The 25,168-nt window shown below is 63.7% G+C and carries 22 protein-coding genes and 1 other RNA gene; 9 read left to right on the forward strand and 14 right to left on the reverse strand.

Annotation, left to right across the window (positions count from 1 at the left end; translation table 11 throughout):
- The first annotated feature begins 1 nt into the window (after position 1).
- From smc to ffs, 4 genes are all read left to right on the forward strand, one after another.
- Positions 2-3,490, forward strand: a complete 3,489-nt coding sequence (gene smc / locus WM94_RS09455) for a chromosome segregation protein SMC (protein WP_061551048.1) — start codon at positions 2-4, stop codon at positions 3,488-3,490.
- 205 nt (positions 3,491-3,695) lie between these two features.
- The gene (gene zipA, locus WM94_RS09460) at positions 3,696-4,586 is read left to right on the forward strand and encodes a cell division protein ZipA (protein WP_015271153.1); all 891 of its coding nucleotides are present in this window, start codon (positions 3,696-3,698) and stop codon (positions 4,584-4,586) included.
- Between the two features lie 238 nt (positions 4,587-4,824).
- Positions 4,825-7,155, forward strand: a complete 2,331-nt coding sequence (ligA, locus tag WM94_RS09465) for an NAD-dependent DNA ligase LigA (protein WP_041505748.1) — start codon at positions 4,825-4,827, stop codon at positions 7,153-7,155.
- Between the two features lie 329 nt (positions 7,156-7,484).
- An RNA gene (gene ffs / locus WM94_RS09470) (signal recognition particle sRNA small type) lies at positions 7,485-7,581 on the forward strand.
- 154 nt (positions 7,582-7,735) lie between these two features.
- Here ffs and WM94_RS09475 read toward each other — a convergent pair.
- The 3 genes from WM94_RS09475 to WM94_RS09485 form a co-directional block, all read right to left on the reverse strand.
- Positions 7,736-8,293 (reverse strand): hypothetical protein, encoded by a 558-nt coding sequence (locus tag WM94_RS09475; protein WP_232881343.1) that lies wholly within the window; start codon positions 8,291-8,293, stop codon positions 7,736-7,738.
- A gap of 106 nt (positions 8,294-8,399) precedes the next feature.
- Complete coding sequence (locus tag WM94_RS09480) at positions 8,400-8,825, reverse strand: hypothetical protein (protein WP_061551049.1); 426 nt, start codon at positions 8,823-8,825, stop codon at positions 8,400-8,402.
- Positions 8,826-8,962: 137 nt separating this feature from the next.
- On the reverse strand, positions 8,963-9,385 hold the full coding sequence (locus WM94_RS09485; RefSeq protein WP_061551050.1) for a helix-turn-helix domain-containing protein: 423 nt from the start codon (positions 9,383-9,385) through the stop codon (positions 8,963-8,965).
- An 81-nt stretch (positions 9,386-9,466) separates the two neighbouring features.
- Here WM94_RS09485 and WM94_RS09490 point away from each other — a divergent pair, with 81 nt between their 5' ends.
- Both WM94_RS09490 and WM94_RS09495 read left to right on the forward strand, forming a co-directional pair.
- Positions 9,467-9,955: a DUF2938 domain-containing protein gene (locus WM94_RS09490; RefSeq protein ID WP_061304283.1), complete on the forward strand. Its 489-nt coding sequence runs from the start codon at positions 9,467-9,469 to the stop codon at positions 9,953-9,955.
- Between the two features lie 359 nt (positions 9,956-10,314).
- The gene (locus WM94_RS09495) at positions 10,315-10,590 is read left to right on the forward strand and encodes a hypothetical protein (RefSeq protein ID WP_013973508.1); all 276 of its coding nucleotides are present in this window, start codon (positions 10,315-10,317) and stop codon (positions 10,588-10,590) included.
- Between the two features lie 181 nt (positions 10,591-10,771).
- Here WM94_RS09495 and WM94_RS09500 read toward each other — a convergent pair whose 3' ends face one another.
- Positions 10,772-11,539 carry an ABC transporter substrate-binding protein gene (locus tag WM94_RS09500; RefSeq protein ID WP_061551051.1) on the reverse strand — a complete coding sequence of 256 codons (768 nt, stop codon included), beginning with the start codon at positions 11,537-11,539 and terminating at the stop codon, positions 10,772-10,774.
- Positions 11,540-11,662: 123 nt separating this feature from the next.
- Here WM94_RS09500 and dnaX point away from each other — a divergent pair, with 123 nt between their 5' ends.
- From dnaX to recR, 3 genes are all read left to right on the forward strand, one after another.
- Positions 11,663-13,723: a DNA polymerase III subunit gamma/tau gene (gene dnaX, locus WM94_RS09505; RefSeq protein ID WP_061551052.1), complete on the forward strand. Its 2,061-nt coding sequence runs from the start codon at positions 11,663-11,665 to the stop codon at positions 13,721-13,723.
- Between the two features lie 64 nt (positions 13,724-13,787).
- A complete protein-coding gene (locus tag WM94_RS09510; RefSeq protein ID WP_003259671.1) occupies positions 13,788-14,123 on the forward strand; it encodes a YbaB/EbfC family nucleoid-associated protein in 336 nt (111 codons plus the stop codon).
- A 290-nt stretch (positions 14,124-14,413) separates the two neighbouring features.
- Positions 14,414-15,016, forward strand: a complete 603-nt coding sequence (gene recR, locus WM94_RS09515) for a recombination mediator RecR (protein ID WP_003259670.1) — start codon at positions 14,414-14,416, stop codon at positions 15,014-15,016.
- 144 nt (positions 15,017-15,160) lie between these two features.
- Here the strand turns inward: recR and WM94_RS09520 are convergent, their stop codons facing one another.
- From WM94_RS09520 to WM94_RS09565, 10 genes are all read right to left on the reverse strand, one after another.
- Positions 15,161-15,709, reverse strand: coding sequence for an adenine phosphoribosyltransferase (locus WM94_RS09520; protein ID WP_009683910.1), 549 nt, complete (start codon positions 15,707-15,709; stop codon positions 15,161-15,163).
- 55 nt (positions 15,710-15,764) lie between these two features.
- Positions 15,765-16,499, reverse strand: a complete 735-nt coding sequence (fnrA, locus tag WM94_RS09525; protein ID WP_015271145.1) for a Crp/Fnr family transcriptional regulator FnrA — start codon at positions 16,497-16,499, stop codon at positions 15,765-15,767.
- 184 nt (positions 16,500-16,683) lie between these two features.
- Entirely contained in the window at positions 16,684-18,066 is a 1,383-nt protein-coding gene (gene hemN, locus WM94_RS09530) for an oxygen-independent coproporphyrinogen III oxidase (RefSeq protein WP_015271144.1), read from the reverse strand.
- Between the two features lie 157 nt (positions 18,067-18,223).
- Positions 18,224-18,907, reverse strand: coding sequence for a sulfite exporter TauE/SafE family protein (locus tag WM94_RS09535; RefSeq protein WP_061551053.1), 684 nt, complete (start codon positions 18,905-18,907; stop codon positions 18,224-18,226).
- Positions 18,900-19,115, reverse strand: a complete 216-nt coding sequence (gene ccoS / locus WM94_RS09540; protein WP_013973501.1) for a cbb3-type cytochrome oxidase assembly protein CcoS — start codon at positions 19,113-19,115, stop codon at positions 18,900-18,902. Before ccoS ends, WM94_RS09535 begins: the two co-directional genes overlap by 8 nt.
- Positions 19,094-21,568: a heavy metal translocating P-type ATPase gene (locus WM94_RS09545; protein ID WP_061551054.1), complete on the reverse strand. Its 2,475-nt coding sequence runs from the start codon at positions 21,566-21,568 to the stop codon at positions 19,094-19,096. Before WM94_RS09545 ends, ccoS begins: the two co-directional genes overlap by 22 nt.
- Before the next feature lie 149 nt (positions 21,569-21,717).
- Positions 21,718-22,242 (reverse strand): FixH family protein, encoded by a 525-nt coding sequence (locus WM94_RS09550; protein ID WP_003259657.1) that lies wholly within the window; start codon positions 22,240-22,242, stop codon positions 21,718-21,720.
- Positions 22,243-22,257: 15 nt separating this feature from the next.
- Positions 22,258-23,673: a cytochrome c oxidase accessory protein CcoG gene (gene ccoG, locus WM94_RS09555; protein ID WP_015271140.1), complete on the reverse strand. Its 1,416-nt coding sequence runs from the start codon at positions 23,671-23,673 to the stop codon at positions 22,258-22,260.
- A gap of 321 nt (positions 23,674-23,994) precedes the next feature.
- On the reverse strand, positions 23,995-24,975 hold the full coding sequence (ccoP, locus tag WM94_RS09560; protein ID WP_038410021.1) for a cytochrome-c oxidase, cbb3-type subunit III: 981 nt from the start codon (positions 24,973-24,975) through the stop codon (positions 23,995-23,997).
- Complete coding sequence (locus WM94_RS09565; RefSeq protein WP_003259925.1) at positions 24,972-25,163, reverse strand: CcoQ/FixQ family Cbb3-type cytochrome c oxidase assembly chaperone; 192 nt, start codon at positions 25,161-25,163, stop codon at positions 24,972-24,974. The genes ccoP and WM94_RS09565 overlap by 4 nt, the downstream gene beginning before the upstream one ends.
- Positions 25,164-25,168 lie beyond the last annotated feature (5 nt).

Consider the following 25,168-nt stretch of genomic DNA (forward strand, 5'->3'; position numbering starts at 1 on the left):
GATGCGCCTGAAGTGCATTCGCCTGGCCGGGTTCAAGTCGTTCGTCGACCCGACCACGGTCAATTTCCCCAGCAACATGGCGGCCGTGGTCGGCCCCAACGGCTGTGGCAAGTCCAACATCATCGATGCCGTGCGCTGGGTGATGGGCGAGAGTTCGGCGAAGAACCTGCGCGGCGAGTCGATGACCGATGTCATCTTCAACGGCTCCAGTGGCCGCAAGCCGGTCAGCCAGGCCAGCATCGAGCTGGTGTTCGACAACAGCGAAACCACCCTGGTCGGCGAATACGCCGCCTACGCCGAGATCTCGATCCGCCGCAAGGTCACCCGCGACGGGCAGAACAGCTACTACCTCAACGGTACCAAGTGCCGCCGGCGCGATATCACCGACATCTTCCTCGGTACCGGCCTGGGGCCGCGCAGCTACTCGATCATCGAACAGGGCATGATCTCCAAGCTGATCGAGGCCAAGCCCGAGGAGCTGCGTAACTTCATCGAGGAAGCCGCCGGTATTTCCAAGTACAAGGAACGCCGCCGGGAAACCGAGAGCCGCATCCGCCGCACCCAGGAAAACCTGGCGCGCCTGACCGACCTGCGCGAAGAGCTGGAACGCCAGCTGGAGCGCCTGCACCGCCAGGCCCAGGCAGCCGAGAAGTACCGGGAATACAAAGCCCAGGAACGCCAGTTGAAGGCGCGCCTGTCGGCCTTGCGCTGGCGTGATCTGGACGAACGGGTGCGCCAGCGCGAGGCGGTGATCGGCGACCAGGATGTGTCCCATGAGGCGCTGGTGGCCGAGCAGCGTAATGCCGATGCCAGCATCGAGCGCTTGCGCGATGGCCATCACGAATTGTCCGAGCGCTTCAACCAGGTGCAGGGCCGCTTCTACTCGGTGGCCGGTGACATCGCCCGGGTCGAGCAGAGCATCCAGCACGGCCAGCAGCGCCTGCGCCAGTTGCAGGATGACTTCAAGGAAGCCGAGCGCACGCGCCTGGAAACCGAGTCGCACCTCGGGCACGACCGCACCCTGCTGGCTACCTTGGGCGAAGAGCTGGCAATGCTCGAACCCGAGCAGGAAATGACCCTGGCCGCTGCCGAAGAAGCCGCCGCTGCCCTTGAAGAGGCCGAGCTGGGCATGCACGGTTGGCAGGAACAGTGGGACAGCTTCAACAGCCGTTCCGCCGAGCCGCGCCGCCAGGCCGAAGTGCAGCAGGCGCGTCTGCAGCAGCTGGAAGCCAGCCTGGAACGCCAGGCCGAGCGCCAACGCAAGCTGGGCGAGGAGCGCGAGCTGCTGGGCAGCGACCCGCAGGATGCGGCCATGCTCGAACTGGCCGAGCAGCTGGCCAGTAGCGAAATGTTGCTGGAAGAGTTGCAGTTGTCGGAAGAGCAGGTGGTCGAGCGCCTGGAAGGCGCGCGTGAACAACTGCAGCAGGCCACCCAGGCCCAACAGCAGGCGCAGGGCGACCTGCAACGCCTGGGCGGCCGCCTGGCCTCGCTCAAAGCCTTGCAGCAGGCCGCCCTGGAGCCGGGTGCAGGTGCTGCGGACTGGCTGCAGGGCCAAGGCCTGGAGCAACGGCCGCGGCTGGCTGAAGGGTTGCGGGTTGAGCCGGGCTGGGAGCTTGCGGTAGAAACCGTGCTTGGCGCCGACCTGCAGGCTGTACTGGTGGACGACTTCAGTAATCTGGATTTTGCCGGCCTGGAGCAGGGCGAGTTGCGCTTGCTGCTGGCGAGCGGTACCGGCTCGTCGCTGCCCGGCAGCCTGCTGGAAAAGGTCGAAGGCCGTGTCGACCTGTCGCCCTGGTTGGGGCAGGTCAAACCCGTGGAAGACCTTGCCCGGGCGCTGGCACAGCGCGCGTCGCTCGGCGAAGGCCAGAGCCTGGTCAGTCGCGATGGCTACTGGGTTGGTCGACACTTCCTGCGGGTGCGCCGTGGCGGCGAAGCCGAAGGCGGCGTGCTGGCACGCGGCCAGGAGATCGAGCGCCTCGGCCAGGAGCAGCTGGAGCAGGATGCGGCGCTGGAGCAGTTGGAACAGCAACTGCAGGCCCTGCGCGAGCAGCAGCAGGACCTTGAAGAACAGCGTGAACAACTGCGCCGTCGCACCCAGGAAGAAAGCCGCCTGCATGGCGAACTGAAGGCCAACCTGTCGGCTGGCCGCGCACGTGCCGAGCAGGTCGAGCTGCGCCGCCGGCGCCTGCAGGAAGAGCTGGCCGAACTGGAAGAGCAGCGCGCTCTGGAACATGAGCAACTGGGCGAAGCCCGCCTGCTGCTGCAGGAGGCCCTGGAACTGATGGCCCAGGACACCGAGCAGCGCGAGCAGTTGATGGCCCGCCGCGACACTTTGCGCGAAAGCCTTGATCGCGTGCGCCAGGAGGCCCGCCAGCACAAGGATCACGCCCACCAGCTGGCTGTCCGCCTGGGCTCGCTGCGTGCCCAGCACGACTCCACCCAGCAGGCACTGGAGCGCCTGGAGCAGCAGGCCGCGCGCCTGATCGAGCGCCAGGAGCAACTGAGCCTGAACCTGGAAGAGGGCGAGGCCCCGCAGGAAGAACTGCGCCTGAAGCTGGAAGAGCTGCTGGAGCGGCGCATGAGCGTCGACGAGGAAATGCGCCAGGCCCGCCTGCACATGGACGAAGCCGACCGCGAACTGCGTGACGCCGAAAAGCGTCGTACCCAGGCCGAGCAGCAGGCCCAATTGCTGCGTGGCCAGCTGGAGCAGCTGCGCCTGGAGTGCCAGGGCCTGGATGTGCGGCGCAAGACCTTGCAGGAGCAGTTGCTGGCCGACGGCTACGACCTGCAAGGTGTGCTCGCCACTCTCGAGGCCGAGGCCAGCGAGCAGGGTACCGAACAGGAGCTGGAGCAGCTCGAGGCGCGTATCCAGCGCCTGGGGGCGATCAACCTGGCGGCCATCGAAGAGTACGAGCAGCAGTCCGAGCGCAAGCGCTACCTGGACGCCCAGGACGCCGACCTGGTCGAAGCCCTGGAGACCCTGGAAAACGTCATTCGCAAGATCGACAAGGAAACCCGCAACCGCTTCAAGGATACCTTTGATCAGATAAATGCCGGATTACAGGCACTTTTCCCAAAAGTTTTCGGTGGTGGCAGCGCTTATCTGGAACTGACGGGCGAAGATCTACTCGATACAGGGGTAACGATCATGGCGCGGCCACCGGGCAAGAAGAACAGCACCATCCATCTGCTGTCCGGCGGCGAGAAAGCACTGACCGCATTGGCGCTGGTGTTTGCCATCTTCAAGTTGAACCCCGCACCGTTCTGCATGCTCGACGAAGTCGACGCGCCGCTGGACGATGCCAACGTCGGGCGCTACGCCCGTCTGGTCAAGGAAATGAGTGAAAGCGTGCAGTTCATCTACATCACCCATAACAAGATTGCCATGGAGATGGCGGATCAATTGATGGGGGTGACCATGCATGAACCGGGCTGTTCACGTCTGGTTGCCGTCGACGTGGAGGAGGCCATGGCCATGGTCGATGCCTGATGCTCGACGATAAGGGCATATTCCGTAGCGAAATGCCCCCGCCATGTGCGACAGACGGTGTAAAGTTGTCTTTGGTCGTGCTAGCTTAATGTCACTCGTTTTTTGCGTGGGTAAAACGCCTGTCAGAACATAGAGTTGGCGCCACGTGTTAAAGGGCTTTGAACCCTTTGTTTTCAAGCATATTTTTATAGAGGCACGGGATTACATGGAAATCGGTCTGCGCGAGTGGCTGATCGTCATCGGCATCATTGTCATTGCCGGGATTCTTTTCGACGGCTGGCGCCGCATGCGCGGCGGGAAAGGCAAGTTGAAATTCCGTCTGGATCGCAGTTATTCCAACCTGCCGGACGAAGAGGGCAATGCCGAAGTGCTTGGCCCGTCGCGGGTGCTGGATACCCACAAGGAGCCTGAGCTGGATGAAAGCGACCTGCCGTCGCTCAGTGCTTCTGCGCGTGATCGCGAGCGCGAGCCCAAGCCGGCCAAGGCTGCCAAGCGCGGCAAGCGCGCCACCGCTGCTGCGGATGCACAGCAGGGCGACCTGAACCTCAGCGCCGAGCCACGCGAGCCCGACCTGTTTGCCGACAGCGATGATGACTTTGCCGCGGAAAATACCCGCAGCAACGGTGCGGCGCCTGCCAGCAGCAGCGTCAAGGAGCTGCCGCCGGCCGAGGAAGTGCTGGTGATCAGCGTCATCTCCCGCGACGAGGGTGGCTTCAAGGGCCCGGCGCTGCTGCAGAACATTCTGGAAAGCGGCCTGCGTTTCGGCGAAATGGACATCTTCCACCGTCACGAGAGCATGGCCGGTCACGGCGAGGTGCTGTTCTCCATGGCCAACGCCGTCAAGCCCGGCGTGTTCGACCTGGACGACATCGACCACTTCAGCACCCGCGCGGTGAGCTTCTTCCTCGGCCTGCCGGGCCCGCGTCATCCGAAGCAGGCCTTCGACGTGATGGTGGCTGCGGCGCGCAAGCTGGCGCACGAACTGAACGGTGAGCTCAAGGACGACCAGCGCAGCGTGCTGACCGCCCAGACCATCGAGCACTATCGCCAGCGCATCGTCGAGTTCGAGCGCCGTGCGCTGACCCAGAAGCGCTGACAGATCCAGACGAAAGAGCAGCCTCAGGGTGTGCTGGTCGGTTCGGGTGTTGTTATCGCCTGTTCCGGCCTCTTCGCGGGTAAACCCGCTCCTACAGGGGCACCACAGCCCTTGAGGTTTGTGGTGTCCCTGTAGGAGCGGGTTTACCCGCGAAGAGGCCGGCACAGGCAATAAATACCTCAAACCCCCGGCACCACCCCCAGGCTGCTCTTTTGCTTTGCAAGAGAAGACAAATCCCATGACCGCCGAAACCCGTATCCACGAACTGCGTGCCGAGCTCGACCAGCACAACTACCGCTACTACGTGCTCGATGAGCCAAGCGTGCCCGATGCCGAATACGACCGCCTGTTCAACGAGCTCAAGGCGCTTGAAGCCGAATACCCACACTTGGTAACCCCCGACTCGCCCACCCAGCGCGTCGGTGGCGCAGCCCTGGCCGCGTTCAGCCAGGTCCGCCACGAAGTGCCCATGCTCAGCCTCGGCAACGCTTTCGAAGAAGCCGACCTGCGTGAGTTCGGCCGCCGCGTGGTAGACGGCCTCGACCAGCCCGGTGCGGTCGACTACAGCTGCGAGCCCAAGCTCGACGGCCTGGCCGTGAGCTTGCTGTACCGCGACGGTCTGCTCGTACAGGGCGCCACCCGTGGCGACGGCACCACCGGCGAAGACATCAGTGCCAACGTACGCACCGTGCGCAACATCCCGCTCAGGCTGCAAGGCGAGGGATGGCCTGCGGTGCTGGAGGTGCGCGGCGAGGTGTACATGAGCAAGGCCGGTTTCGACCGGCTCAACGCCGCCCAGGCCGAAGCCGGTGGCAAGACTTTCGCCAACCCGCGCAACGCCGCAGCCGGCAGCCTGCGTCAGCTGGACTCGAAAATCACCGCCAGCCGGCCGTTGGAGTTCTGTTGCTATGGCGTCGGCCAGGTGTCTGCGAGCATTGGCGACAGCCACATCGGCATCCTCGAACAGCTCAAGGCGTGGGGGTTGCCGATCAGCCGCGAACTCAAGCATGCCGCCGGTATCGAAGAATGCCTGGCCTACTACCGCGACATCGGCGAGCGACGCAACAGCCTGCCCTACGAAATCGACGGCGTGGTGTTCAAGGTCAACAGCCTGGCCGCCCAGCGCGAACTGGGCTTCCGTGCTCGTGAGCCGCGCTGGGCGATTGCCCACAAGTTCCCGGCCATGGAGGAGCTGACCGAGGTGCTGGATGTCGAGTTCCAGGTCGGCCGCACCGGCGCGGTAACGCCTGTGGCGCGCCTTAAGCCGGTCAAGGTGGCCGGTGTGACCGTGTCCAACGCCACCCTGCACAACATGGACGAAATCGCCCGCCTGGGCCTGCGAATTGGCGACACGGTGATCATCCGCCGCGCCGGTGACGTGATTCCGCAGGTGATGCAGGTGGTGCTGGAGCGCCGCCCGGAAGATGCGCGCCCGGTGCAGGTGCCGAGTGAGTGCCCGGTATGCGGCTCGCAGGTCGAGCGTACCCAGTTGGTCAAGCGTAGCAAGGGCAAGGAAACCACCAGCGAGGGGGCGGTGTACCGCTGCGTCGGTCGCCTGGCCTGTGGCGCCCAGCTCAAGCAGGCAATCATCCACTACGTGTCACGCCGCGCCATGGACATCGACGGCCTGGGCGAGAAGAGCGTCGAGCAACTGGTGGACGAAGGCCTGATCGGCTCGCCGGCCGACCTGTACAAGCTGGAATTCGACCAGATCGTCGGCCTGGAAGGCTTTGCCGAAGTGTCCAGCAAGAAGCTGCTGGATGCCATCGAAGCCAGCAAGCGCCCGGGCCTGGCGCGCTTCATCTACGCCCTGGGTATCCCGGACGTAGGCGAGGAGACCGCCAAGGTGCTGGCCCGCTCGCTGGGCAGCCTGGCGCGCGTGCAGCAAGCGCTGCCGCAAGTGCTCACCTACCTGCCGGACATCGGCCTGGAGGTGGCGTACGAGATCCACAACTTCTTCGAGGACGAGCACAACCGCAAGGTCATCAAGCAGCTGCTCGACAGCGGCATGCAACTGCAGGACGAAGGCGAGCTGGCTGCCGAATTCGCTGCCAGCACCACCCTGGCCGGGATGATCGCCAAACTCGACATCGCCTCCGTTGGCCCGACCGGTGCCGAGAAGCTGGTGGCCAAGCTAGACAGCCTGGACAAGATCATCGCCGCCGACGGTATCGACCTGCGTCAGGCCCTGGCGGCCAAGCAGGCCGAAGCCGTGCGCGAGTTCTTCAAGGATGAAGCCAACCAGAAGCTGGCCCGGGACATCGAGGCACAGTTGCTGGCGTTCGGCATGCACTGGAGCAGCGAGAAGAAAGTGGCCGAAGGCTTGCCGCTGGCCGGCCAGACCTGGGTGCTGACCGGCACCCTGGAGCGCATGAGCCGCGACATCGCCAAGGAAAAGCTGGAAAGCCTGGGGGCCAAGGTGGCCGGTTCGGTTTCCGGCAAGACCCACTGCGTGGTGGCGGGGCCGGGTGCGGGGTCCAAGCTGGCCAAGGCCAGTGAGTTGGGCGTGAAGGTGCTTGATGAAGATGCCTTCGTCACCTTCCTGGGCGAACAGGGCATCGCTGTCTAACGCCCTGCGCAATCCCCTGTGGCTTGCGCGGTCCTTGTGGGAGCGGGCATGCCCGCGAACACGGGCGAAACCCGTGCCATCCACCGCGTTGCCTGCTTCGCGGCGGTTCGACGCCTCGACACGCCCGCTCTCACAAGTCCTGCGCTGGTCTTGCTGTCAGCGCTAACCCTGTAGGAGCGGGTTCACCCGCGAATTGGCAGCTCCAGGCCACCCCGGCCCGGACAAGTCATTGAGAAATGATGACTTTTTCTCCTCCAGAGGTTGTATCTGCCCCCAAGACCGGTACAATGGCGCCACTCGCTGTTCAGCGAGCCTTGTAGTGGTGGCCCCATCGGTCCCCCCGCATTGATTACCCGTTAACCTGGTCAGGCCCGGAAGGGAGCAGCCATAGCGGGAACATCGAGTGCCGGGGTGTGGCTGGTGGGGCCGCCTCCATTTCAGGTCCTTGAATTTTCAAGGATTTCTCGCATTACCCAACTTCGCTCTGGTTTGGCCGCCAGTCCTGCCGCGACCGCGCCGATGCAGCGGAGTAGGCGCTGTCGTCCTACCCGCATCGAAAGCCGCTATCAGCAGGCGTTCATTACTTCAAAGAAACCTGTCTGGTCTCAAGTTTGAGTTCCTTCAGGCGCTTCAGCAGCGTGTGGATATTTGTGCGTGCCGAACCTTCATTGGCCAGGCGCAGGCGCTTGATCGCGATAACGGAGTCGCCAACGCCAGCGGTAAAGGGCGTCCTGATGATCTCTCGGAAAATTACGGTGTTTGTAGCGGACTCGGTCAACGTATATTCAGCCTCGCAGGTAACTTCGAAGTCCAGGCCAAAAATGGGTTGGTCGACGCGTAGCAGGTTGGCGCGCAGGGTGTAGGCGGCAGGTGCTTCGCCAAGCAGGTCAGCACTGGCAAGTGATTGTTTGAGTGCAGCACCGAAGTCCGGGCCGTCGATTTCCGAAGTCCAGAGCGGGTTGGTGGCGTCTCCGCCATTTACTTCGGTTACCTGAATATTGCGATGCAGGCGTTGATCGTAAAACTGCGCATCGGTCTGGTCGGATGCCACGGACATTCCGGAGATTTGAGCAGGCGAAGCGCACCCTGTGCAAAGGGCAATAAATACCGAGACCAGAAACACACGGAAGTAGGTCACTTTAATAATCCTTGAGTGAGATGCCGTTAGTGCAAGGCGAAAGCCATACATCGTGTATGGCTTCAACTATTGAAAGGCCGAGCGTCGCGCTGTGCGGCAGATGCCCTTACAGGTTGTATTTCTCATCGATTCTGCGTTTGTCGAGCGTGTAGCGCTTGAGGTCGATCGAGTCGGATTCCAGCTTGGCATCGAGCTCGTCCATGTCGTGCTTTTTCAGCGTTACAACATGGGCTTTGGTGGCTTGGTAGTTGATCATCTCTGCAGCGTCATGCCCACTCACCGGGTCCCACAGAATGGAAAGCGGCCAGAACAGCAGGTTCACCACGCCAAAGCCATATGCACGACCATAGAACGAGCCGCCACCTGGAAGCAGGCCAAGGCCGGCAGCAAGCCCTGGGCTTTTTTCTTCAACCGCGAGGTTTCTGGCGCGATAGCTGGCAAGTTCCGACTCTTGGGTCGAATTGAGGCCGGTAGCACAACCAGTGGTCAGCGCTATCAGTGCGGCAGCGGTCAGATTTCGAATTGTGGACATGCAACATTTCCTGAGTGTGAGTACTGTTCTCGGCGCACGGCTGGGCGCGGAGGCGCGTAACTCTACACTGAGTAGTGGCGTATTGATATCGTATTGCCATTACTCTATTCAGATGATGATGCATCCAGATGGTGGTTTTATCCTGGCCGCTTAAAGGCAACTGTTGAACTGCCCTGTTTTTTCCCATGCCCTGCCGCCGACAGCTTCATCAGCCGCTGGAATTTCGGGCATTCCAGGTGATCTTCCTCAGGGCACTGCGCCGCATGCCGCAGGCCCTTGCTCATCGCCTGCAAGCGCCTGATTCGTGCATCCAGTTCGTCGGCCTTGGCGATCAGCATCTGCCGGTCGACCTGCAGGTCCACCAGCATCGCCCCCACTTCATCCAGCGAAAACCCCGCAGCCTGGCCCAGGGCGATCAGCGCCAGCCGGTCTGCAACATCGGCTGCGAACTGACGCCGCTGGCCAGGCCCGGCGAGTGACTTGAGCAGGCCTTTCTTCTCGTAGTAGCGCAGCGTCGAGGCGGGTACGCCTGTGCGCTTGGCGACGTCGGCAATGTCCATTTCGGGCCCTTGACTTGAAGTTGACTTCAACTTCTATGCTGCGCGGCATGGTGATGACCGTCAACTTGGAGGGCTTGTTCAATGACCTTTACTGCGATGTTTTCCGCTGCCTTGCCGATTGGTATCGGTGCCACGATGGTGATGGACTTGTGGGGGCTGCTGCTTAAACGGATGGGTGTCGCCACGCTGAACTTCGCCATGGTCGGGCGTTGGGCGGGGCATTTGCTGCACGGGCGTGTGCGGCACCAGGCGATTGCCAAGGCGGAACCGGTGCGGCATGAGCTGGCGTTGGGGTGGGGGATTCATTACGCCATCGGCGTGCTGTTCGCGATGCTGCTGGTCATGATCGTGGGGGAGGGCTGGTTGCTGGCACCTACATTGTTGCCTGCGCTGGTTGTTGGTGTGGTGACGGTCGTGGCGCCTTTGTGCTTCATGCAGCCGGCGATGGGCGCGGGGTTCTTTGCGTCGAGGACGCCGACGCCTGCGCGCAACTGCTTGAAGAGCCTGGCCACGCATTCTGTGTTTGGCGTTGGGATGTTCTTGAGTGCGGGTTTGGTTGCGGCTGTGTGAGAGCGACATTCCTCAAGACGAGCAATCGGTAGCAGGAATGCGATCTGCTTTCAGGATGCTTCCTACAACGGTCAGGGCAATTTCCCGCTTTTTCTGTAGGAGGTGTCGAAATATCCTACGCACTCTGTCGACTCCCGTCTGATTGTCCCGGGAATCACCGCCCACTAGGCTTTTGCGGTCGCTGTCGGTTCAGCGATCGGGTGTGGAAGCCTGGGGTGTGGTGGCTGTCGTCATGACAGTTGTACGTGGGAGGCCTCCGGCCTGCCGGGCTCACCATACCCCTGGTCTTCCACCCCGCGTACAACTGTCGCCCTACGTGTGGAAGCGAAAGGGTGTTCTCAGCCCGGTATGGTGAACCCATGAAAAAACTAGTCCCCGATCCACCCCACGTTTTCGAGCTTCCCCAAGGTAAATCCCTTTCCCGCGCCATCAGCGAAGGCATCGTGCCGATGGAGTTCGCGTTGATGAATGTCACCCACTACCTGATGTTTGCCTATAGCGACAGCCGGCGTGCGCTGGAGCGTATCCAGGACGAGGAGACGCGGCAGTTGCTGGAGCACGGGTTGCGGGCCATGCAGATTGCCTGGGGGCAGGCGGATGCTGTGGCACTGGCAGTTGAGCGTAGAAGCCAGTGAAGTCGGCCTTGGAGTAAGTAGAGATAGCAGGGATATCAATTAACCCTGTGGGAGCGGGTTGACCCGCGAAGAACGCGACGCGATGGATGGCACCGGCTTTGCCGGTGTTCGCGGGTGAACCCGCTCCCACAGCGGGTGTGCAATTTTCGGGCGGGTTTGTCTTTCATCAGGTATGCGTGGCTCAGGGGCGAGCCACAGACATGGGTTCTTGGTTGCCCGTCCCCCCATACCGCTGCACAATCCGCTCGATCTCCCCCGACTGCTTCATTCGCACCAGCGCCCGCAGCAGCCCTTGGGTCGGTATCGACGGGTCATTGCGTACCATGCACCCCAGGTCCTGTTCTTCCAGTACTGCCAGCGCCTGCAATTGCTGTTCGGTGGGCAGGCCCTGGTTGAACCACTGCAACGACAGCTGGTTGCTTACCGCATGCCGATAGCGCCCGGCTTGCAGCTTCTGCAGTACCAGCAACTGGCTGCGGCTGTCCTCGCGGTGCAGGCGACCCTGGGCGAGCAGCGGTTGCAAGGTCGAATAGGTGTAGCCAAGCACCGTACCGATGGCCTGGGCAGGCAATTGCTCCGGGGGCAGCGGAGTACTATTGCCAGCGCGTCCTACCAGCAGGTCTCGCTGGTGCAGCAGTGGAATGCTCCAGACAAAATCCCCTGGCCGGTCATTGAACCACTGGGTGCTGACATAGCAGCGCACATCGATATCACCGCTGTTCATCGCCTCCTGCAGGCGCAGGCGGGCCATGACGTGGTATTCAGGGCGGATGCCCACTCCCTTGGCCAAGGCCTGCATCAGGTCGTACAGCATGCCTTCCACCGGCTGGTCGCCTTCGATGCGCACCAGCGGCATGCTCCAGCTCTCGGCGACAGAAAAACGCACCAGGGGCTGTTCAGCCTGGTTGTAGGTGCTCCACAGCAGCAACAGGGCCAGCAGTCTTCGCAAAGGCGATCCTCCCTGGATGGCGCGCCAGTTTCAAAGCTTAGACGACTTGCGCAGGGTGCAATTTTGCCCCCGCTCCGCTAGCATTAGCGATCTTCCGCTCGATCAGGCTGCGATGGTTTTTCGATGAGTTATCAGGTTCTTGCACGTAAATGGCGTCCGCGCTCGTTCCGCGAAATGGTCGGCCAGACCCATGTGCTCAAGGCCTTGATCAATGCCTTGGACAACCAGCGCCTGCACCATGCCTATCTGTTCACTGGTACCCGGGGTGTGGGCAAGACGACCATTGCCCGTATCATCGCCAAGTGCCTGAACTGCGAAACCGGCATCACCTCAACGCCCTGCGGTACCTGTTCGGTGTGCCGGGAGATTGACGAAGGCCGTTTCGTCGACCTGATCGAGATCGACGCCGCCAGCCGCACCAAGGTCGAGGACACCCGCGAACTGCTCGATAACGTGCAGTACGCCCCGAGTCGTGGGCGCTTCAAGGTCTACCTGATCGACGAAGTGCACATGCTCTCGACTCACTCGTTCAACGCCTTGCTCAAGACGCTGGAAGAGCCACCGCCCTACGTCAAGTTCATCCTCGCCACCACTGACCCGCAGAAACTGCCGGCCACCATCCTGTCGCGCTGTCTGCAGTTCTCGCTGAAGAACATGAGCCCGGAGCGGGTGGTCGAGCACCTCAGCCATGTTCTGGCCGCCGAGAACGTGCCGTTCGAGCCGGATGCCCTGTGGCTGCTGGGGCGCGCGGCCGATGGTTCGATGCGCGACGCCATGAGCCTGACCGACCAGGCCATCGCCTTTGGCGAAGGCAAGGTACTGGCCGCCGATGTGCGGGCCATGCTCGGCAGCCTTGATCATGGCCAAGTCTACGGGGTGCTGCAGGCGCTGCTCGAAGGCGATGCCCGGGCCTTGCTCGAGGCCGTGCGCAACCTGGCCGAGCAGGGCCCGGACTGGGCTGGCGTGCTGGCCGAGATGCTCAATGTGCTGCACCGCGTGGCCATTGCCCAGGCGCTGCCGGAAGCGGTGGACAACGGCCAGGGCGACCGTGAGCGGGTGCTGGCACTAGCCTCGGCATTGCCAGCCGAGGACGTGCAGTTCTATTACCAGATGGGCCTGATCGGCCGCCGTGACCTGCCACTTGCGCCGGACCCGCGCGGCGGCTTCGAAATGGTCCTGCTGCGCATGCTGGCGTTCCGCCCCGCTGACACCGACGACGCGCCGAAGCCGGTACTAAAGCCAGTGGGGATCAGCCAGGCCACAGCTGATCCTGCAACACCGGTGGCAGCGCCGGCGGTTGCCGTGGCGCCGCCGGCCGCTGCTGTCGTGGCGCCTGTTGCACCGGTTGCCGAGCAACAAGTGCAGGCGCCCGCACCGGTCGAGCCAGCGCCACAGCCGGTTGTCGAGCCTGTGGTGGCAGCTGAGCTTGCCCCGGTCAGTGAACCTGAGCCAGCACCAGAACCCGTGGCAGAGGTGGTTGACTTGCCATGGGAAGAGCCCGCGCCAACACCCGCACCGGTAGTGGCCGAGCCTGCACCGGCCGCTGCGCCCACGCCGGCACCTGCCGCCCCGGCGCACGACGACGAGCCACCCTTCGACCCGTCCGCCTATGCCGCCGTGGGCATGGACCGCGACGATGAACCGCCCCTGGACGAAGACTATTACGGCGGCGAAAGCGACCCGGTCGGCTTCAGCTACCTGGATGAACTGGCCGAACACGTCCAGGAAGAAGCACCCAAGCCGGCAGCCGAACCGCTGCTCGCAGCCAAGCCGGCCACCGGCCTGGCCCTGCAATGGCTGGAATTATTCCCACAGTTGCCTGTATCCGGGATGACAGGCAACATCGCGGCAAACTGTACGTTGATTGCCGTCGATGGCGACGACTGGCTGCTGCACCTGGACCCTGGCCAGGGTGCGCTGTTCAACGCCACCCAGCAACGGCGCCTTAACGAAGCGCTCAACCAGCACCTGGGGCGCACGCTGAACCTGCGCATCGAGCTGATCCTGCCCGAGCAGGAAACCCCGGCCCAGGCGGCGGCGCGCAAACGCGCCGAGCGCCAGCAGGACGCAGTCACCTCGATCGAGCAGGATCCGTTGATCCAGCAGATGATCAAGTTGTTCGGCGCCAAGGTGCGGCAGGATACTATTGAGCCTGTAGAAGCCCTGGTTAATCAGGGCCAGTAACGGATAACCATGCGGCCGGCCCGGTGCCGGGCCGCATCACATGACCCAATCGAGGTATACCCCCATGATGAAAGGTGGCATGGCCGGCCTGATGAAGCAGGCCCAGCAGATGCAGGAAAAGATGCAGAAGATGCAGGAAGAGCTGGCCAACGCCGAAGTCACCGGCCAGTCCGGTGGTGGCCTGGTGAGCGTGGTGATGACCGGTCGTCACGACGTCAAGCGTGTCAGCATCGACCAGAGCCTGATGTCGACTGATGAAGACGACAAGGAAGTGCTGGAAGACCTGATCGCCGCGGCACTGAACGACGCGGTGCGCAAGGTCGAGCAGAACAGCCAGGACAAGATGGGCAGCATGACCGCCGGCATGCAGCTGCCGCCGGGCTTCAAGATGCCGTTCTAAGGGCATTTGCGTTACCGAAAACCGCCGCTGATGACAGCGGCGGTTTTTTTGTGCGTTCCTGCAGCCTGCGCGGTCTTTGTAGGAGCGGCCTTGTGTCGCGAAAGGGCTGCGCAGCAGCCCCGGCAATCCATGCTGCGAAGCTGATAACCTGGGGCCGCTTCGCGCCCCATCGCGACACAAGGCCGCTCCTACAGGGACCGCGCAAGCCTTGCAATGTGCGCATGGCTGATTTGACGCCACTGCCCCCGCTGGGTATAAACCGCCTCTTATTGATTTGTCAGGCCTTTCCCATGAGCTTCAGCCCTCTCATCCGCCAACTGATCGATGCCCTGCGTATTCTCCCGGGTGTCGGCCAGAAAACCGCCCAGCGCATGGCCCTGCAATTGCTCGAACGTGACCGCAGCGGCGGCCTGCGCCTGGCACAGGCCTTGACCCAGGCCATGGAAGGGGTTGGGCATTGCCGTCAGTGCCGCACCCTGACCGAGCAGGAGCTGTGCCCGCAATGCGCCGACACGCGCCGTGACGATACCCAGTTGTGTGTGGTCGAAGGGCCGACCGATGTGTATGCAGTGGAGCAGACCGGCTACCGTGGTCGCTACTTCGTGCTCAAGGGCCACTTGTCGCCGCTGGACGGGCTGGGGCCCGAGGCGATCGGGATTCCGCAGCTGATGGCGCGGATCGAGGAGCAGGGCACCTTCACCGAGGTGATCCTGGCGACCAACCCGACGGTGGAAGGGGAGGCGACGGCGCATTACATTGCCCAGTTGCTGAGCGAGAAGGGCCTGGTGGCGTCGCGGATTGCCCATGGCGTGCCGCTGGGTGGCGAGCTGGAGCTGGTGGATGGTGGGACCTTGGCCCATGCCTTTGCGGGGCGTCGGCCGATTTCGCTCTGATTCAGAATTGTTGGGGCCGCTTTGCGCCCCATTCGCGGCACAAGGCCGCTCCTACAGGGGCCGCGTAATTTTCGGATATTTCGCGATCCCTGTAGGAGCGGCCTTGTGCCGCGAATGGGCTGCAAAGCAGCCCCAAAACCCAACTCAGTACTCGCTAAGAGAAAACTCGGTCAGGCAGAAAGTCGGTACCCCGGCCGCCTGCAGCCGGCGCGACCCGTCCAGCTCCGGCAGATCGATGATCGCCGCCGCCTCGAACACCTGCGCACCGGTCCGGCGCACCAGGTTGGCCGCTGCCAGCAGCGTACCGCCCGTAGCAATCAAGTCATCGAAGATCAACACCGAATCCCCTTCGCACAGGCTGTCGGCGTGCACTTCCAGGAAGGCTTCGCCGTACTCGGTCTGGTAACCCTCGCTCAGCACATCAGCCGGCAGCTTGCCCTGCTTGCGGAACAGGATCAGCGGCTTGTTCAGTTGGTGCGCGATGATCGAGCCGATCAGAAAGCCCCGGGCATCCATGGCACCGATGTGGCTGAACTCGGCTTCGACATAGCGCTCGATGAACTGGTCGGCCACATAGCGCAGCCCGCGCGGCGACTGGAACAGCGGGGTGATATCGCGGAAGATCACACCCGGTTTGGGGAAGTCCACTACCGGGCGGATCAGGGCTTTGAGGTCGAAGGCGTCGCTGTGCATTGTTGCGGGTATCCTGGGAAAACGAATGCCCAAGTATACCCGCTAAACGCCGGCCTCAGGCCTCCATTGCTCCACCGGCCAGCGCGCACAGCTGGATCGGGTCGAGAATGTGCACTTCCTTGCCTTCGGCGCGGATCAGGCCATTCTGCTGGAAGCGGGTGAACACCCGCGACACGGTTTCCACCGCCAGGCCCAGGTAGTTGCCGATTTCGTTGCGCGACATGCTCAGGCGGAACTGGTTGGCCGAATAGCCGCGGGCGCGGAAGCGTGCCGACAGGTTGACCAGGAAGGTGGCTATACGCTCGTCGGCGGTCTTTTTCGACAGCAGCAGCATCATCTGCTGGTCGTCGCGGATTTCCCGGCTCATTACCCGCATCAGTTGACGGCGTAGCTGCGGTAGCTGCACCGACAGCTCGTCGAGACGTTCGAACGGGATTTCGCACACCGAGGTAGTTTCCTGGGCCTGGGCCGATACCGGGTAGGCTTCGGTGTCCATGCCCGACAGGCCGACCAGCTCGCTGGGCAGGTGGAAGCCGGTTATCTGCTCTTCGCCGCTGTCGCTGAGGCTGAAGGTTTTCAGCGCGCCGGAACGTACCGCGTAGACCGAGCCGAAATTGTCGCCCTGGCGGAACAGGAACTCGCCTTTTTTCAACGGCCGCCCACGTTTGACGATTTCATCCAGTGCATCCATGTCTTCCAGGTTGAGCGACAGAGGCAGGCACAGGGGGGCCAGGCTGCAGTCCTTGCAATGGGCCTGGTTGTGTGGGCGCAGTTTGACTGGCTCGGACATTTTCATTCGATCCTTGTGGGAAAGCACACATAAGACGTAAGGGTAACTCACGGCATAGGTTGTAGGCCAGCGTGCGCTGTTGTGGTGCGAGCTGGCCCGGCCCCGGCGGGTGTGCGCCGGGGCCTTCGCTGTGCCCATGGTGTGCCTGGCAAGGAACTTTGTCCATGCGGTTGAACGACTCGGTTCAGATCACCCGCGAGAAGCGCTGGCGGTTGTGCATCGCCAGGTAGGCGTCGAACACCATGCATACCGAGCGCGCCAGCAGGCGGCCGGCCGGCAGGATGCGGATGCCTTTGTCGTCCAGGCGGATCAGGCCGTCGCGCTGCAAGGTCAGCAGTTCTGGCCAGAGGTCGTTGAAGTAGCCGCGAAAATCAATGGTGAATGCCTGTTCGATCGGCTCGAAATCGAGCTCGAAATGGCAGATCAGTTGCTGGATCACTGCACGGCGGATACGGTCGTCGTGGTTGCACAGCAGGCCGCGCTGGGTGGCCAGCTGGGCGTTGGACAGGCTGTCCTGGTAGGTGTTGAGGTCGCTGCTGTTCTGGCAGTACAGGTCGCCGATCTGGCTGATGGCCGACACGCCCAGGCCGATCAGGTCGCAGTGCCCATGGGTGGTGTAGCCCTGGAAGTTGCGCTGCAGGGTGCCTTCTTCCTGGGCGATGGCGAGCTCGTCGTCGGGCAGGGCGAAGTGGTCCATGCCGATGTAGCGGTAGCCGGCTGCGGTCAGCTGGTCGATCGTGGCGTGCAGCATCTCCAGCTTGGCGGCCGCGCTGGGCAGGTCATTGCTGTCGATGCGCCGTTGCGGCATGAAGCGCTCGGGCAGGTGGGCGTAGTTGAACACCGACAGGCGGTCGGGTTGCAGGCGGATCACTTCTTCGACAGTGCGGGCAAAGCCTTCCGGGGTTTGCTTGGGCAGGCCGTAGATCAGGTCGAGGTTGATCGAGCGGAACTGCAGGGTGCGCGCGGCCTCGATCAGGGTGCGGGTCTGCTCCAGGCTCTGCAGGCGGTTGACCGCGCGCTGCACGGCTGGGTCGAGGTCCTGCACGCCCAGGCTGACGCGGTTGAAGCCCAGTTCGCGGAGCAGGCCCATGGTCGACCAGTCGGCTTCGCGCGGGTCGATCTCGATGCCGTAGTCGCCGGAGTCGTCGTCCAGCAGGTGGAAGTGCTGGCGCAGGGTGGCCATCAGCTGGCGCAGTTCCACATGGCTGAGGAAGGTTGGCGTGCCGCCGCCGAAATGCAGCTGCTCGACACGCTGCTTGGGATCGAGGTGGCAGGCGATCAGCTGGATTTCCTGCTCCAGGCGCTGCAGGTAGGGCGCAGCGCGGGCGCGGTCCTTGGTGATGACCTTGTTGCAGGCGCAGTAATAGCAGATGTTGGCGCAGAACGGCACGTGCACGTACAGCGACAGCGGGCGCACGGCCCGACGGCTCTCGCGCAGGGCGTGGAGCAGGTCGAACGAGCCCACTTCGCTGTGCAGTTGCACGGCGGTCGGGTAGGAGGTGTAGCGTGGCCCGGCCAGGTCGTAGCGGCGGATCAGGTCGGTATCCCAACGTAGGTCGTCGAGCATGAGGGTGGTCCCCGGAAAGAGCAGCAGTGCCCCGGAGTCTATGGCTGTCTGCAGGAATCGGTGTTGATTTGTATCAAGGGCATAGGGGCTGCTATCAGCCGTTCGCAGGGCCCTGTGGGAGCGGGCATGCCCGCGAAGGGCCGCACGGCGGCCCCCATCAATGCCCCATCAACCAATGCTGATGCGGCCCGGGCAAGGTCCATACCCCAAACAGCATCACCAGCACCCCGCCAGCCACCCGCACACTGCGCCGTTTCAACAACCGATTTACTCGCTCAGCCGCCAGTCCCGTGGCCAGTAGCACCGGCCAGGTCCCCACGCCGAACGCCAGCATCAGCGCCGCGCTGTACCCGGCATTGCCCTGACTGGCCGCCCACAGCAGGGTGCTGTATACCAGGCCGCATGGTAACCACCCCCATAGCGCCCCCAGCAACAACGCCCGAGGCACGCTGGACACCGGCAGCAAGCGCGACGCCACTGGCTGAATATGCCGCCACAGTCCCCGGCCCAGCGCCTCGATGCGGGTCAGCCCGCTCCACCAGCCGGCCAGGTACAGCCCCATTGCGATCAACAGCAGCGCCGCCACCACCCGCAGTGCCAGCGCCGCCGGGCTGCTGGCCACGGCCCAGCCGGCCAGGCCCAGCAGCAGGCCGGCACAGGCATAACTGAGAATGCGGCCAAGGTTGTACGCGAGCAGCAGGCGCATGCGCCGACCACGTTGTTCAGGCGGGATGGCAAGGGTCAGCGCGCCCATCAGGCCGCCGCACATGCCCAGGCAGTGGCCGCCGCCGAGCAAACCGAGGATCAACGCCGAGCCCAGCAGGGGCAGCAGGTCAGGCACGGGGCGGGTTTTCCTTGTCGGTGTCGGCTTTGCTGTCGTCAGGCTTCACCGCCGCCTGATGGCGCGGGTCCTGGTCGTCGAACAGGATGCTGTGGGCAGGGCTTTCCAGGTCGTCGTACTGGCCGCTGTCCACCGCCCAGAAGAAGATGTACACGGCCACGCCGACCAGCAGCAGGGCCGCGGGGATCATGACATAGAGGGCGGGCATGGCGACTTCCTCCCAGGCAGGGGCGCTTCGGTCGATGGCAAACCCGATGCCGGGGGCAGGCGGGTCAGGCGCAGGGCATTGAGCACCACGATCAGCGAACTGACCGACATGCCGATGGCTGCCCATACCGGGGTGATCCAGCCGAGCGCGGCGAACGGCAACATCAGGCCATTATACAGGGTCGCCCACAGCAGGTTCTCGAGGATGTTGCGGCGGGTGCGGCGGGCCAGCTCGAAGGCCTGTACCAGCGCCTGCAAGCGGTTGGACAGCAGCACGGCGTCGGCGCTGGTCTTGGCCAGGTCGGTGGCGCTGCCCATGGCGATGCTGATGTCCGCGGCGGCCAGTACCGGCACGTCGTTGACCCCGTCCCCCAGCATCAGCACCTTGCGCCCGGCCGCCTGCAGCGCCTTCAGCCGGTCCAGTTTGTCGTCCGGGCGCAGGCCGCCGATGGCCTGGTCGATGCCCAGCTGCGCGGCCACTTCGGCAACCATCGGCGAGCTGTCGCCCGACAGCAGCAGCGTGCGCCAGCCACGGGCCTTGCAGGCCGCCAGCAGGGCAGGGGCATCGTCGCGCAGGCGGTCGTCCAGGCCGAACCAGGCCAGTGGGCCCTGGCGGTCGCCCAGTAGCAGCCACTGGCCGCGCGGCTCTGGCACGCCAGGGATTTCCGCTCCGCTCAGGGCGCAGACGAAGGTGGCCTGGCCAATGCGCAGGCGCTGGCCGTCGACCAGCCCTTCCAGGCCCAGGCCCGGCACGGTCTGCACCTCGTCAGCAGGCGTGGCGGTGCGGCCGAAGGCACGGGCGATGGGGTGTTCGGAGCGGTTCTCCAGCGCTGCGGCCAGGGCCAGGCAGCGGTCGGCGGGCAGGCTGCCGAGCGGTCGAATGCTGCGCAAGGTCAGGCGGCCTTCGGTCAGCGTTCCGGTCTTGTCGAAAATCACCGTGTCGATCTGGTTCAGGCCTTCCAGCACATGGCCACGAGTCACCAGCAGGCCGAGCTTGTGCAACGTGCCAGTGGCTGCGGTAAGCGCCGTTGGCGTGGCCAGGGACAGTGCGCAGGGGCAGGTCGCTACCAGCATGGCCAGCACGATCCAGAACGCCCGCGTCGGGTCCAGGTGCCACCACCACAGGCCGATGGCCGCGGCGGCCAGCAGCGAGAACAGCAGGAACCACTGCGAGGCCCGGTCGGCGATTTCGGCCAGGCGGGGTTTTTCGGTCTGGGCGCGTTCCAGCAGGCGGACGATGGCCGACAACCGCGAGTCGTGGCCGAGGGCTTCGACTTCCACGTTCAGGGTGCTTTCGACGTTCAGGGTACCGCCCGTGACCCGCTCGCCGACCCGCCGTGGTTGCGGCAGGTATTCACCGGTCAGCAACGATTCATCGACGCTGGAGCGGCCTTCGACGATGCGCCCGTCGGCGGGAATTACCGCGCCTGGCAGCACCTGTACCGTGTCACCGCGCTGCAGTTCGCTGAGCAGGATGCGTTCACTGCGGCCGACGGCGTCCAGGCGCAGGCACGAGGCCGGCAGCAAGTTGACCAGCTGCGCAGTGGCCGCGGCAGTGCGTTCGCGGGCGCGGCGCTCCAGGTAACGGCCAGTGAGCAGGAACAGTGCGAACATGCCCACGGTGTCGAAATACAGCTCGCCGCTGCCGGTGATGGCGGTCCAGATGCCGGCGCCGAACGCCAGGCCAATGGCCAGCGACACCGAAACGTCCATGGTCAGGTGGCGGGTACGCAGGTCGCGTGCCGCGCCCTTGAAGAACGGTGCGCAGCTGTAGAACACGATGGGTATGGTGAGAAACAGCGCCACCCAGCGCAGAATGGTGTGCAGTTCGGGCGACAGGTCGATGTTGAATTCCGGCCAGGTGGCCATGGTTGCCATCATCGCCTGGAACCACAGCAGCCCGGCCACGCCCAGGCGGCGCAGGCCGCTGCGGTTCTCGCGGGCCAGTTGCTCGGCGGCCTGGTCGGGCTGATAGGGGTGGGCGGCGTAGCCGATCTGGCGCAGCTCGGCGAGCAGGCGCGAGAGCGGCAGTTGCTTGTCATCCCAGTTCAGCAGCAGGCGGTGGTTGGACAGGTTCAGGCGCGCCTCGGCGACGCCGGGCAGGTTGCGCAGGTGCTTTTCGATCAGCCAGCCGCAGGCGGCGCAGCTGATGCCTTCGACCAGCAGGGTGGTCTCGGCCAGGTCGCCAGCATGGCGAACGAAGGTTTGCTGAACGTCGCTGCGGTCGTAGAGGGCCAGTTCGTCCTGTAGCTGCCTGGGCAGGGCCTCGGGGTTGGCGCTGTTGTCGCTGCGGTGCTGGTAGTAGTGTTCCAGGCCACCGGCGACGATCGACTCGGCCACTGCCTGGCAGCCGGGGCAGCAGAACTGCCGGGGCTCGCCGAGGACCACGGCGGTGAAGCGGCTGCCGGCGGGGACGGGCATTGCGCAGTGGTAGCAGGGGGTGGGCTGGGTCATCACATCATTGCCTTACACAAATCGGCTGGTTGGGCACGGCACCTGTGGGAGCGGGTTCACCCGCGAATGCGTCAGATCAGGCAATGATGTTTCCAGGTTAGACGCATTCGCGGGTAAACCCGCTCCTACAAGGAGCGGCGGAGGTGCGATTATTGGTGCTCGGCACCTTGCAGTGCTTCATCACCCAGCTGCAAGGTCACACCATGCTCCACCTTTTCTTCCTCGAACAAGCGCCACACCTGGCCACCTTCGCTACCCAGCAGCTCAACGAAGCGCCGCCCGTCAACCTTGTCCTCCAGCTGCCCTACATAGCGCCCAGCCTCGACCCGGCTCAACAGCACCTTGCGGTCTTTCTCCGGCTGGGTTGGCGAGATCAGGTTCAGCTCCAGGCTCTGCGGGTCGCTGTTGCCGGTCAGGCGCACGTCCACTTCGCCGGTCAGCTCGTCCAGGTGCACGCCGGCCTTCAGGCCCAGCGTCTGCGCCAGCAGTTCTCGGTCCAGCGAGCGGTTGATGCCCTTGCCAGCCTCGTAGTAGTTGTCGTTCACCAGGTTGTCCGGGTTGTGCACGGCGATGCTGACCATGGTCAGGCTCAGGCACACCGAGGTGGCGAGAATGCCGATGATGATCCAGGGCCAGAGGTGCTTGTACCAGGGGCTGGCGGCGGTGGCAGGCATTGTGGGTTATCTCTCTTAGCGGATCTGTGGGCCGATGAAGCGGCTCTTGGCTTCAACCTGGGCGTCGCTGTCATCGGCGCTCTTGAGGATGAAGGTAATTTCGTTGGTGGTCGATGGCAGTTTCTCGGGCGCGATCGACAGCTGCACCGGCAGGCTGACGATATCACCAGCGTCCACGCGGATCTCGCGCTGGCCTTCAAGCTTCAGGTCCGGCAGGCCGGTGGCATCCAGCACGTAGACGTGGTCACGCTGGTCCTTGTTCATCACCTTCAGGCTATACACGTTCTCGATCCGGCCCTGGGCGTTCTCGCGGTACAGCACGCGGTCCTTGCTGACGTCGAAGCCGACCAGCGAACGGGTGGCGAAGGCGGTGGCCAGGCCGACCATCATCACCAGCAGTACCACGGCATAGCCGATCAGGCGCGGGCGCAGCATGTGGGTCTTCTGCCCGGACAGGTTGTGCTCGGTGGTGTAGCTGATCAGCCCCCTTGGGTAATTCATCTTGTCCATGATGTTGTCACAGGCATCGATGCACGCGGCGCAGCCGATGCACTCGATCTGCAGGCCGTCACGGATATCGATGCCGGTGGGGCAGACCTGCACGCACATGGTGCAGTCGATGCAGTCGCCCAGGCCTGCGGCCTTGTAGTCCAGGTCCTTTTTGCGCGGGCCGCGGGTTTCGCCACGACGCGGGTCGTAGGAAACGATCAGCGTGTCTTTGTCGAACATCACGCTCTGGAAGCGCGCGTAGGGGCACATGTACACGCACACCTGCTCGCGCAGCCAGCCGGCGTTGCCGTAGGTGGCGAGGGTGAAGAAGCCGACCCAGAAGTAGGCCCAGCCGTCGGCCTGGCCGGTAAAGAATTCGATTGCCAGTTCACGGATCGGCGAGAAATAGCCGACGAAGGTCATGCCGGTGACGAAACCGATCAGCAGCCACAGGCTGTGCTTGGCGAACTTGCGCAGGAACTTGTTGCCGCTCATGGGGGCTTTGTCGAGCTTCATGCGCTGGTTGCGGTCGCCCTCGGTGACCTTCTCGCACCACATGAATATCCATGTCCACACGCTTTGCGGGCAGGTGTAGCCGCACCATACCCGGCCGGCGAACACGGTGATGAAGAACAGGCCGAAGGCGGCAACGATGAGGATGCCCGAGAGCAAGATGAAGTCTTGCGGCCAGATGGTAGCGCCGAAGATGTAGAACTTGCGCTCGGGCAGGTTCCACCACACGGCCTGGTGGCCGCCCCAGTTCAACCACACCGTGCCAAAGTACAGCAGGAACAGCACAGCCCCGCCGACCATGCGCAGGCGTCGGAACAGGCCGGTGAAAGCGCGGGTGTAGATCTTTTCCCGGGAGGCGTAGAGGTCGACGGAATCCTTCCCTTTGTTGGCAGGCGGGGTGACGTCATGTACCGGAATTTGCTTGCTCATCATCAAGTCCCACGGCAGTGGAGAAGTGCCGCAGCCAGTGCATGCCGGCCGCAGTCTAGCGCAATCTGCTAGCGCTCTGCGGCCCATGATACGCCGCTGATGGCAGTATGGGGCTGCACTGCGACCTTTAGTCGCGTTGGGTTCGTGGTATGAATCGTGTTATGGCAGGTGTCAATTGATCCAGGTCATGGGGCCTGCAACAAATGTGTTTTCAGTACCGGCCTCTTCGCGGGTGAACCCGCTCCCACAGGGATCGCACAGATCCTGACGCGAGCGCAGTACCTGTGGGAGCGGGTTTACCCGCGAAGAGGCCTGGCCTGCTTACTCGGCTTTGGCCGGTGCCTGGTCCTGGTGCGACAGGCTGTACACATAAGCCGCCAGCAAGTGCACCTTGTCATTCCCTTGCAGCTGCTCCTGGGCCGGCATCTGCCCCTGGCGACCGTAGCGGATGGTCTGTTGCAACTGGGCAAAGCTCGAGCCGTAGATGAACGCCTGCGGATGGGTCAGGTTCGGCGCGCCCATGGCTGGCGTGCCCTTGCCCTCGGGCCCGTGGCAGGCCACGCAGTTGGCGGCGAAGATCTTCTGACCGTTTTCGGCATCGGCTTTCACGCCCTCTGGCAGGGTGCGGCCATCGAGCTTGCTGACCACGAACGCAGCCACGTCGGCCACGCCCTGCTCGCCGATCACTTCGGCCCAGGCCGGCATCACGCCGTGGCGGCCGCCCATGATGGTTGCCTTGATGGTGTCCGGCTCGCCGCCCCAGCGCCAGTCGTTGTCGGTAAGATTGGGGAAACCATAGGCACCCTTGGCGTCGGAGCCGTGGCATACCGAGCAGTTGGAGGCGAACAGCCGCGCGCCCATCTTCAGGGCCTGCGGGTCCTTGGCCACCTCGGTGATGGGCATGGCGGCGAACTTGGCGAAGATCGGCCCGAAGCGGGCGTCGGCCTTGGCCATTTCCTTTTCCCACTCGTGCACGCCGGTCCAGCCCGGCTGGCCGTTGGAAAACTCGGTCTGCTTGTCGTTATCCAGGTATGAGTAGCCTGGCAGGACGCCTTTCCAGTTGCCCAGGCCCGGGTACAGCACCAGGTAGCCGAGGGCGAAGATGATGGTGCCGACGAACAGCCAGAACCACCATTTCGGCAGCGGGTTGTCGTACTCCTCGATGCCATCGAAGGCATGCCCGACGGTTTCGTCGGTGACCTCTTCGCGCTGGCCCTTGCGGGTCGACAGCAGCAGCCAGGTCAACGAGAAGATGGTGCCCAGGGTCAGGACGGTAACGTACAGACTCCAGAAGGTTGTCATTGTTTTTTGCTCCCAGAAGCTTTTGCTTGCTCGACGTGCCGGCTGGCTTCGGGGTCATCCGCGAAGGGCAGTTGGGTCGCTTCGTCGAAGTCCTTCTTGCGCCGTGGGTTGAACACCCACAGCGCCAGGCCCACGAAGGCCACCATCACCACGACGGTGCCCAGGCCGCGAATCATCCCGATATCCATCAGCG

Source organism: Pseudomonas sp. ABFPK, assembly GCF_001586765.1.
GTDB lineage: Bacteria > Pseudomonadota > Gammaproteobacteria > Pseudomonadales > Pseudomonadaceae > Aquipseudomonas > Aquipseudomonas asiatica.

Coding starts and splice junctions, on each gene's coding strand:
- smc (WP_061551048.1), top strand. CDS start 2: ATGCGCCTGAAGTGCATTCGCCTGGCCGGGTTCAAGTCGTTCGTCGAC.
- zipA (WP_015271153.1), top strand. CDS start 3,696: ATGGAAATCGGTCTGCGCGAGTGGCTGATCGTCATCGGCATCATTGTC.
- ligA (WP_041505748.1), top strand. CDS start 4,825: ATGACCGCCGAAACCCGTATCCACGAACTGCGTGCCGAGCTCGACCAG.
- WM94_RS09480 (WP_061551049.1), bottom strand. CDS start 8,825: ATGTCCACAATTCGAAATCTGACCGCTGCCGCACTGATAGCGCTGACC.
- WM94_RS09485 (WP_061551050.1), bottom strand. CDS start 9,385: ATGGACATTGCCGACGTCGCCAAGCGCACAGGCGTACCCGCCTCGACG.
- WM94_RS09490 (WP_061304283.1), top strand. CDS start 9,467: ATGACCTTTACTGCGATGTTTTCCGCTGCCTTGCCGATTGGTATCGGT.
- WM94_RS09495 (WP_013973508.1), top strand. CDS start 10,315: ATGAAAAAACTAGTCCCCGATCCACCCCACGTTTTCGAGCTTCCCCAA.
- dnaX (WP_061551052.1), top strand. CDS start 11,663: ATGAGTTATCAGGTTCTTGCACGTAAATGGCGTCCGCGCTCGTTCCGC.
- WM94_RS09510 (WP_003259671.1), top strand. CDS start 13,788: ATGATGAAAGGTGGCATGGCCGGCCTGATGAAGCAGGCCCAGCAGATG.
- recR (WP_003259670.1), top strand. CDS start 14,414: ATGAGCTTCAGCCCTCTCATCCGCCAACTGATCGATGCCCTGCGTATT.
- WM94_RS09520 (WP_009683910.1), bottom strand. CDS start 15,709: ATGCACAGCGACGCCTTCGACCTCAAAGCCCTGATCCGCCCGGTAGTG.
- fnrA (WP_015271145.1), bottom strand. CDS start 16,499: ATGTCCGAGCCAGTCAAACTGCGCCCACACAACCAGGCCCATTGCAAG.
- hemN (WP_015271144.1), bottom strand. CDS start 18,066: ATGCTCGACGACCTACGTTGGGATACCGACCTGATCCGCCGCTACGAC.
- ccoS (WP_013973501.1), bottom strand. CDS start 19,115: ATGCCCGCCCTCTATGTCATGATCCCCGCGGCCCTGCTGCTGGTCGGC.
- WM94_RS09545 (WP_061551054.1), bottom strand. CDS start 21,568: ATGACCCAGCCCACCCCCTGCTACCACTGCGCAATGCCCGTCCCCGCC.
- WM94_RS09550 (WP_003259657.1), bottom strand. CDS start 22,242: ATGCCTGCCACCGCCGCCAGCCCCTGGTACAAGCACCTCTGGCCCTGG.
- ccoG (WP_015271140.1), bottom strand. CDS start 23,673: ATGAGCAAGCAAATTCCGGTACATGACGTCACCCCGCCTGCCAACAAA.
- ccoP (WP_038410021.1), bottom strand. CDS start 24,975: ATGACAACCTTCTGGAGTCTGTACGTTACCGTCCTGACCCTGGGCACC.
- WM94_RS09565 (WP_003259925.1), bottom strand. CDS start 25,163: ATGGATATCGGGATGATTCGCGGCCTGGGCACCGTCGTGGTGATGGTG.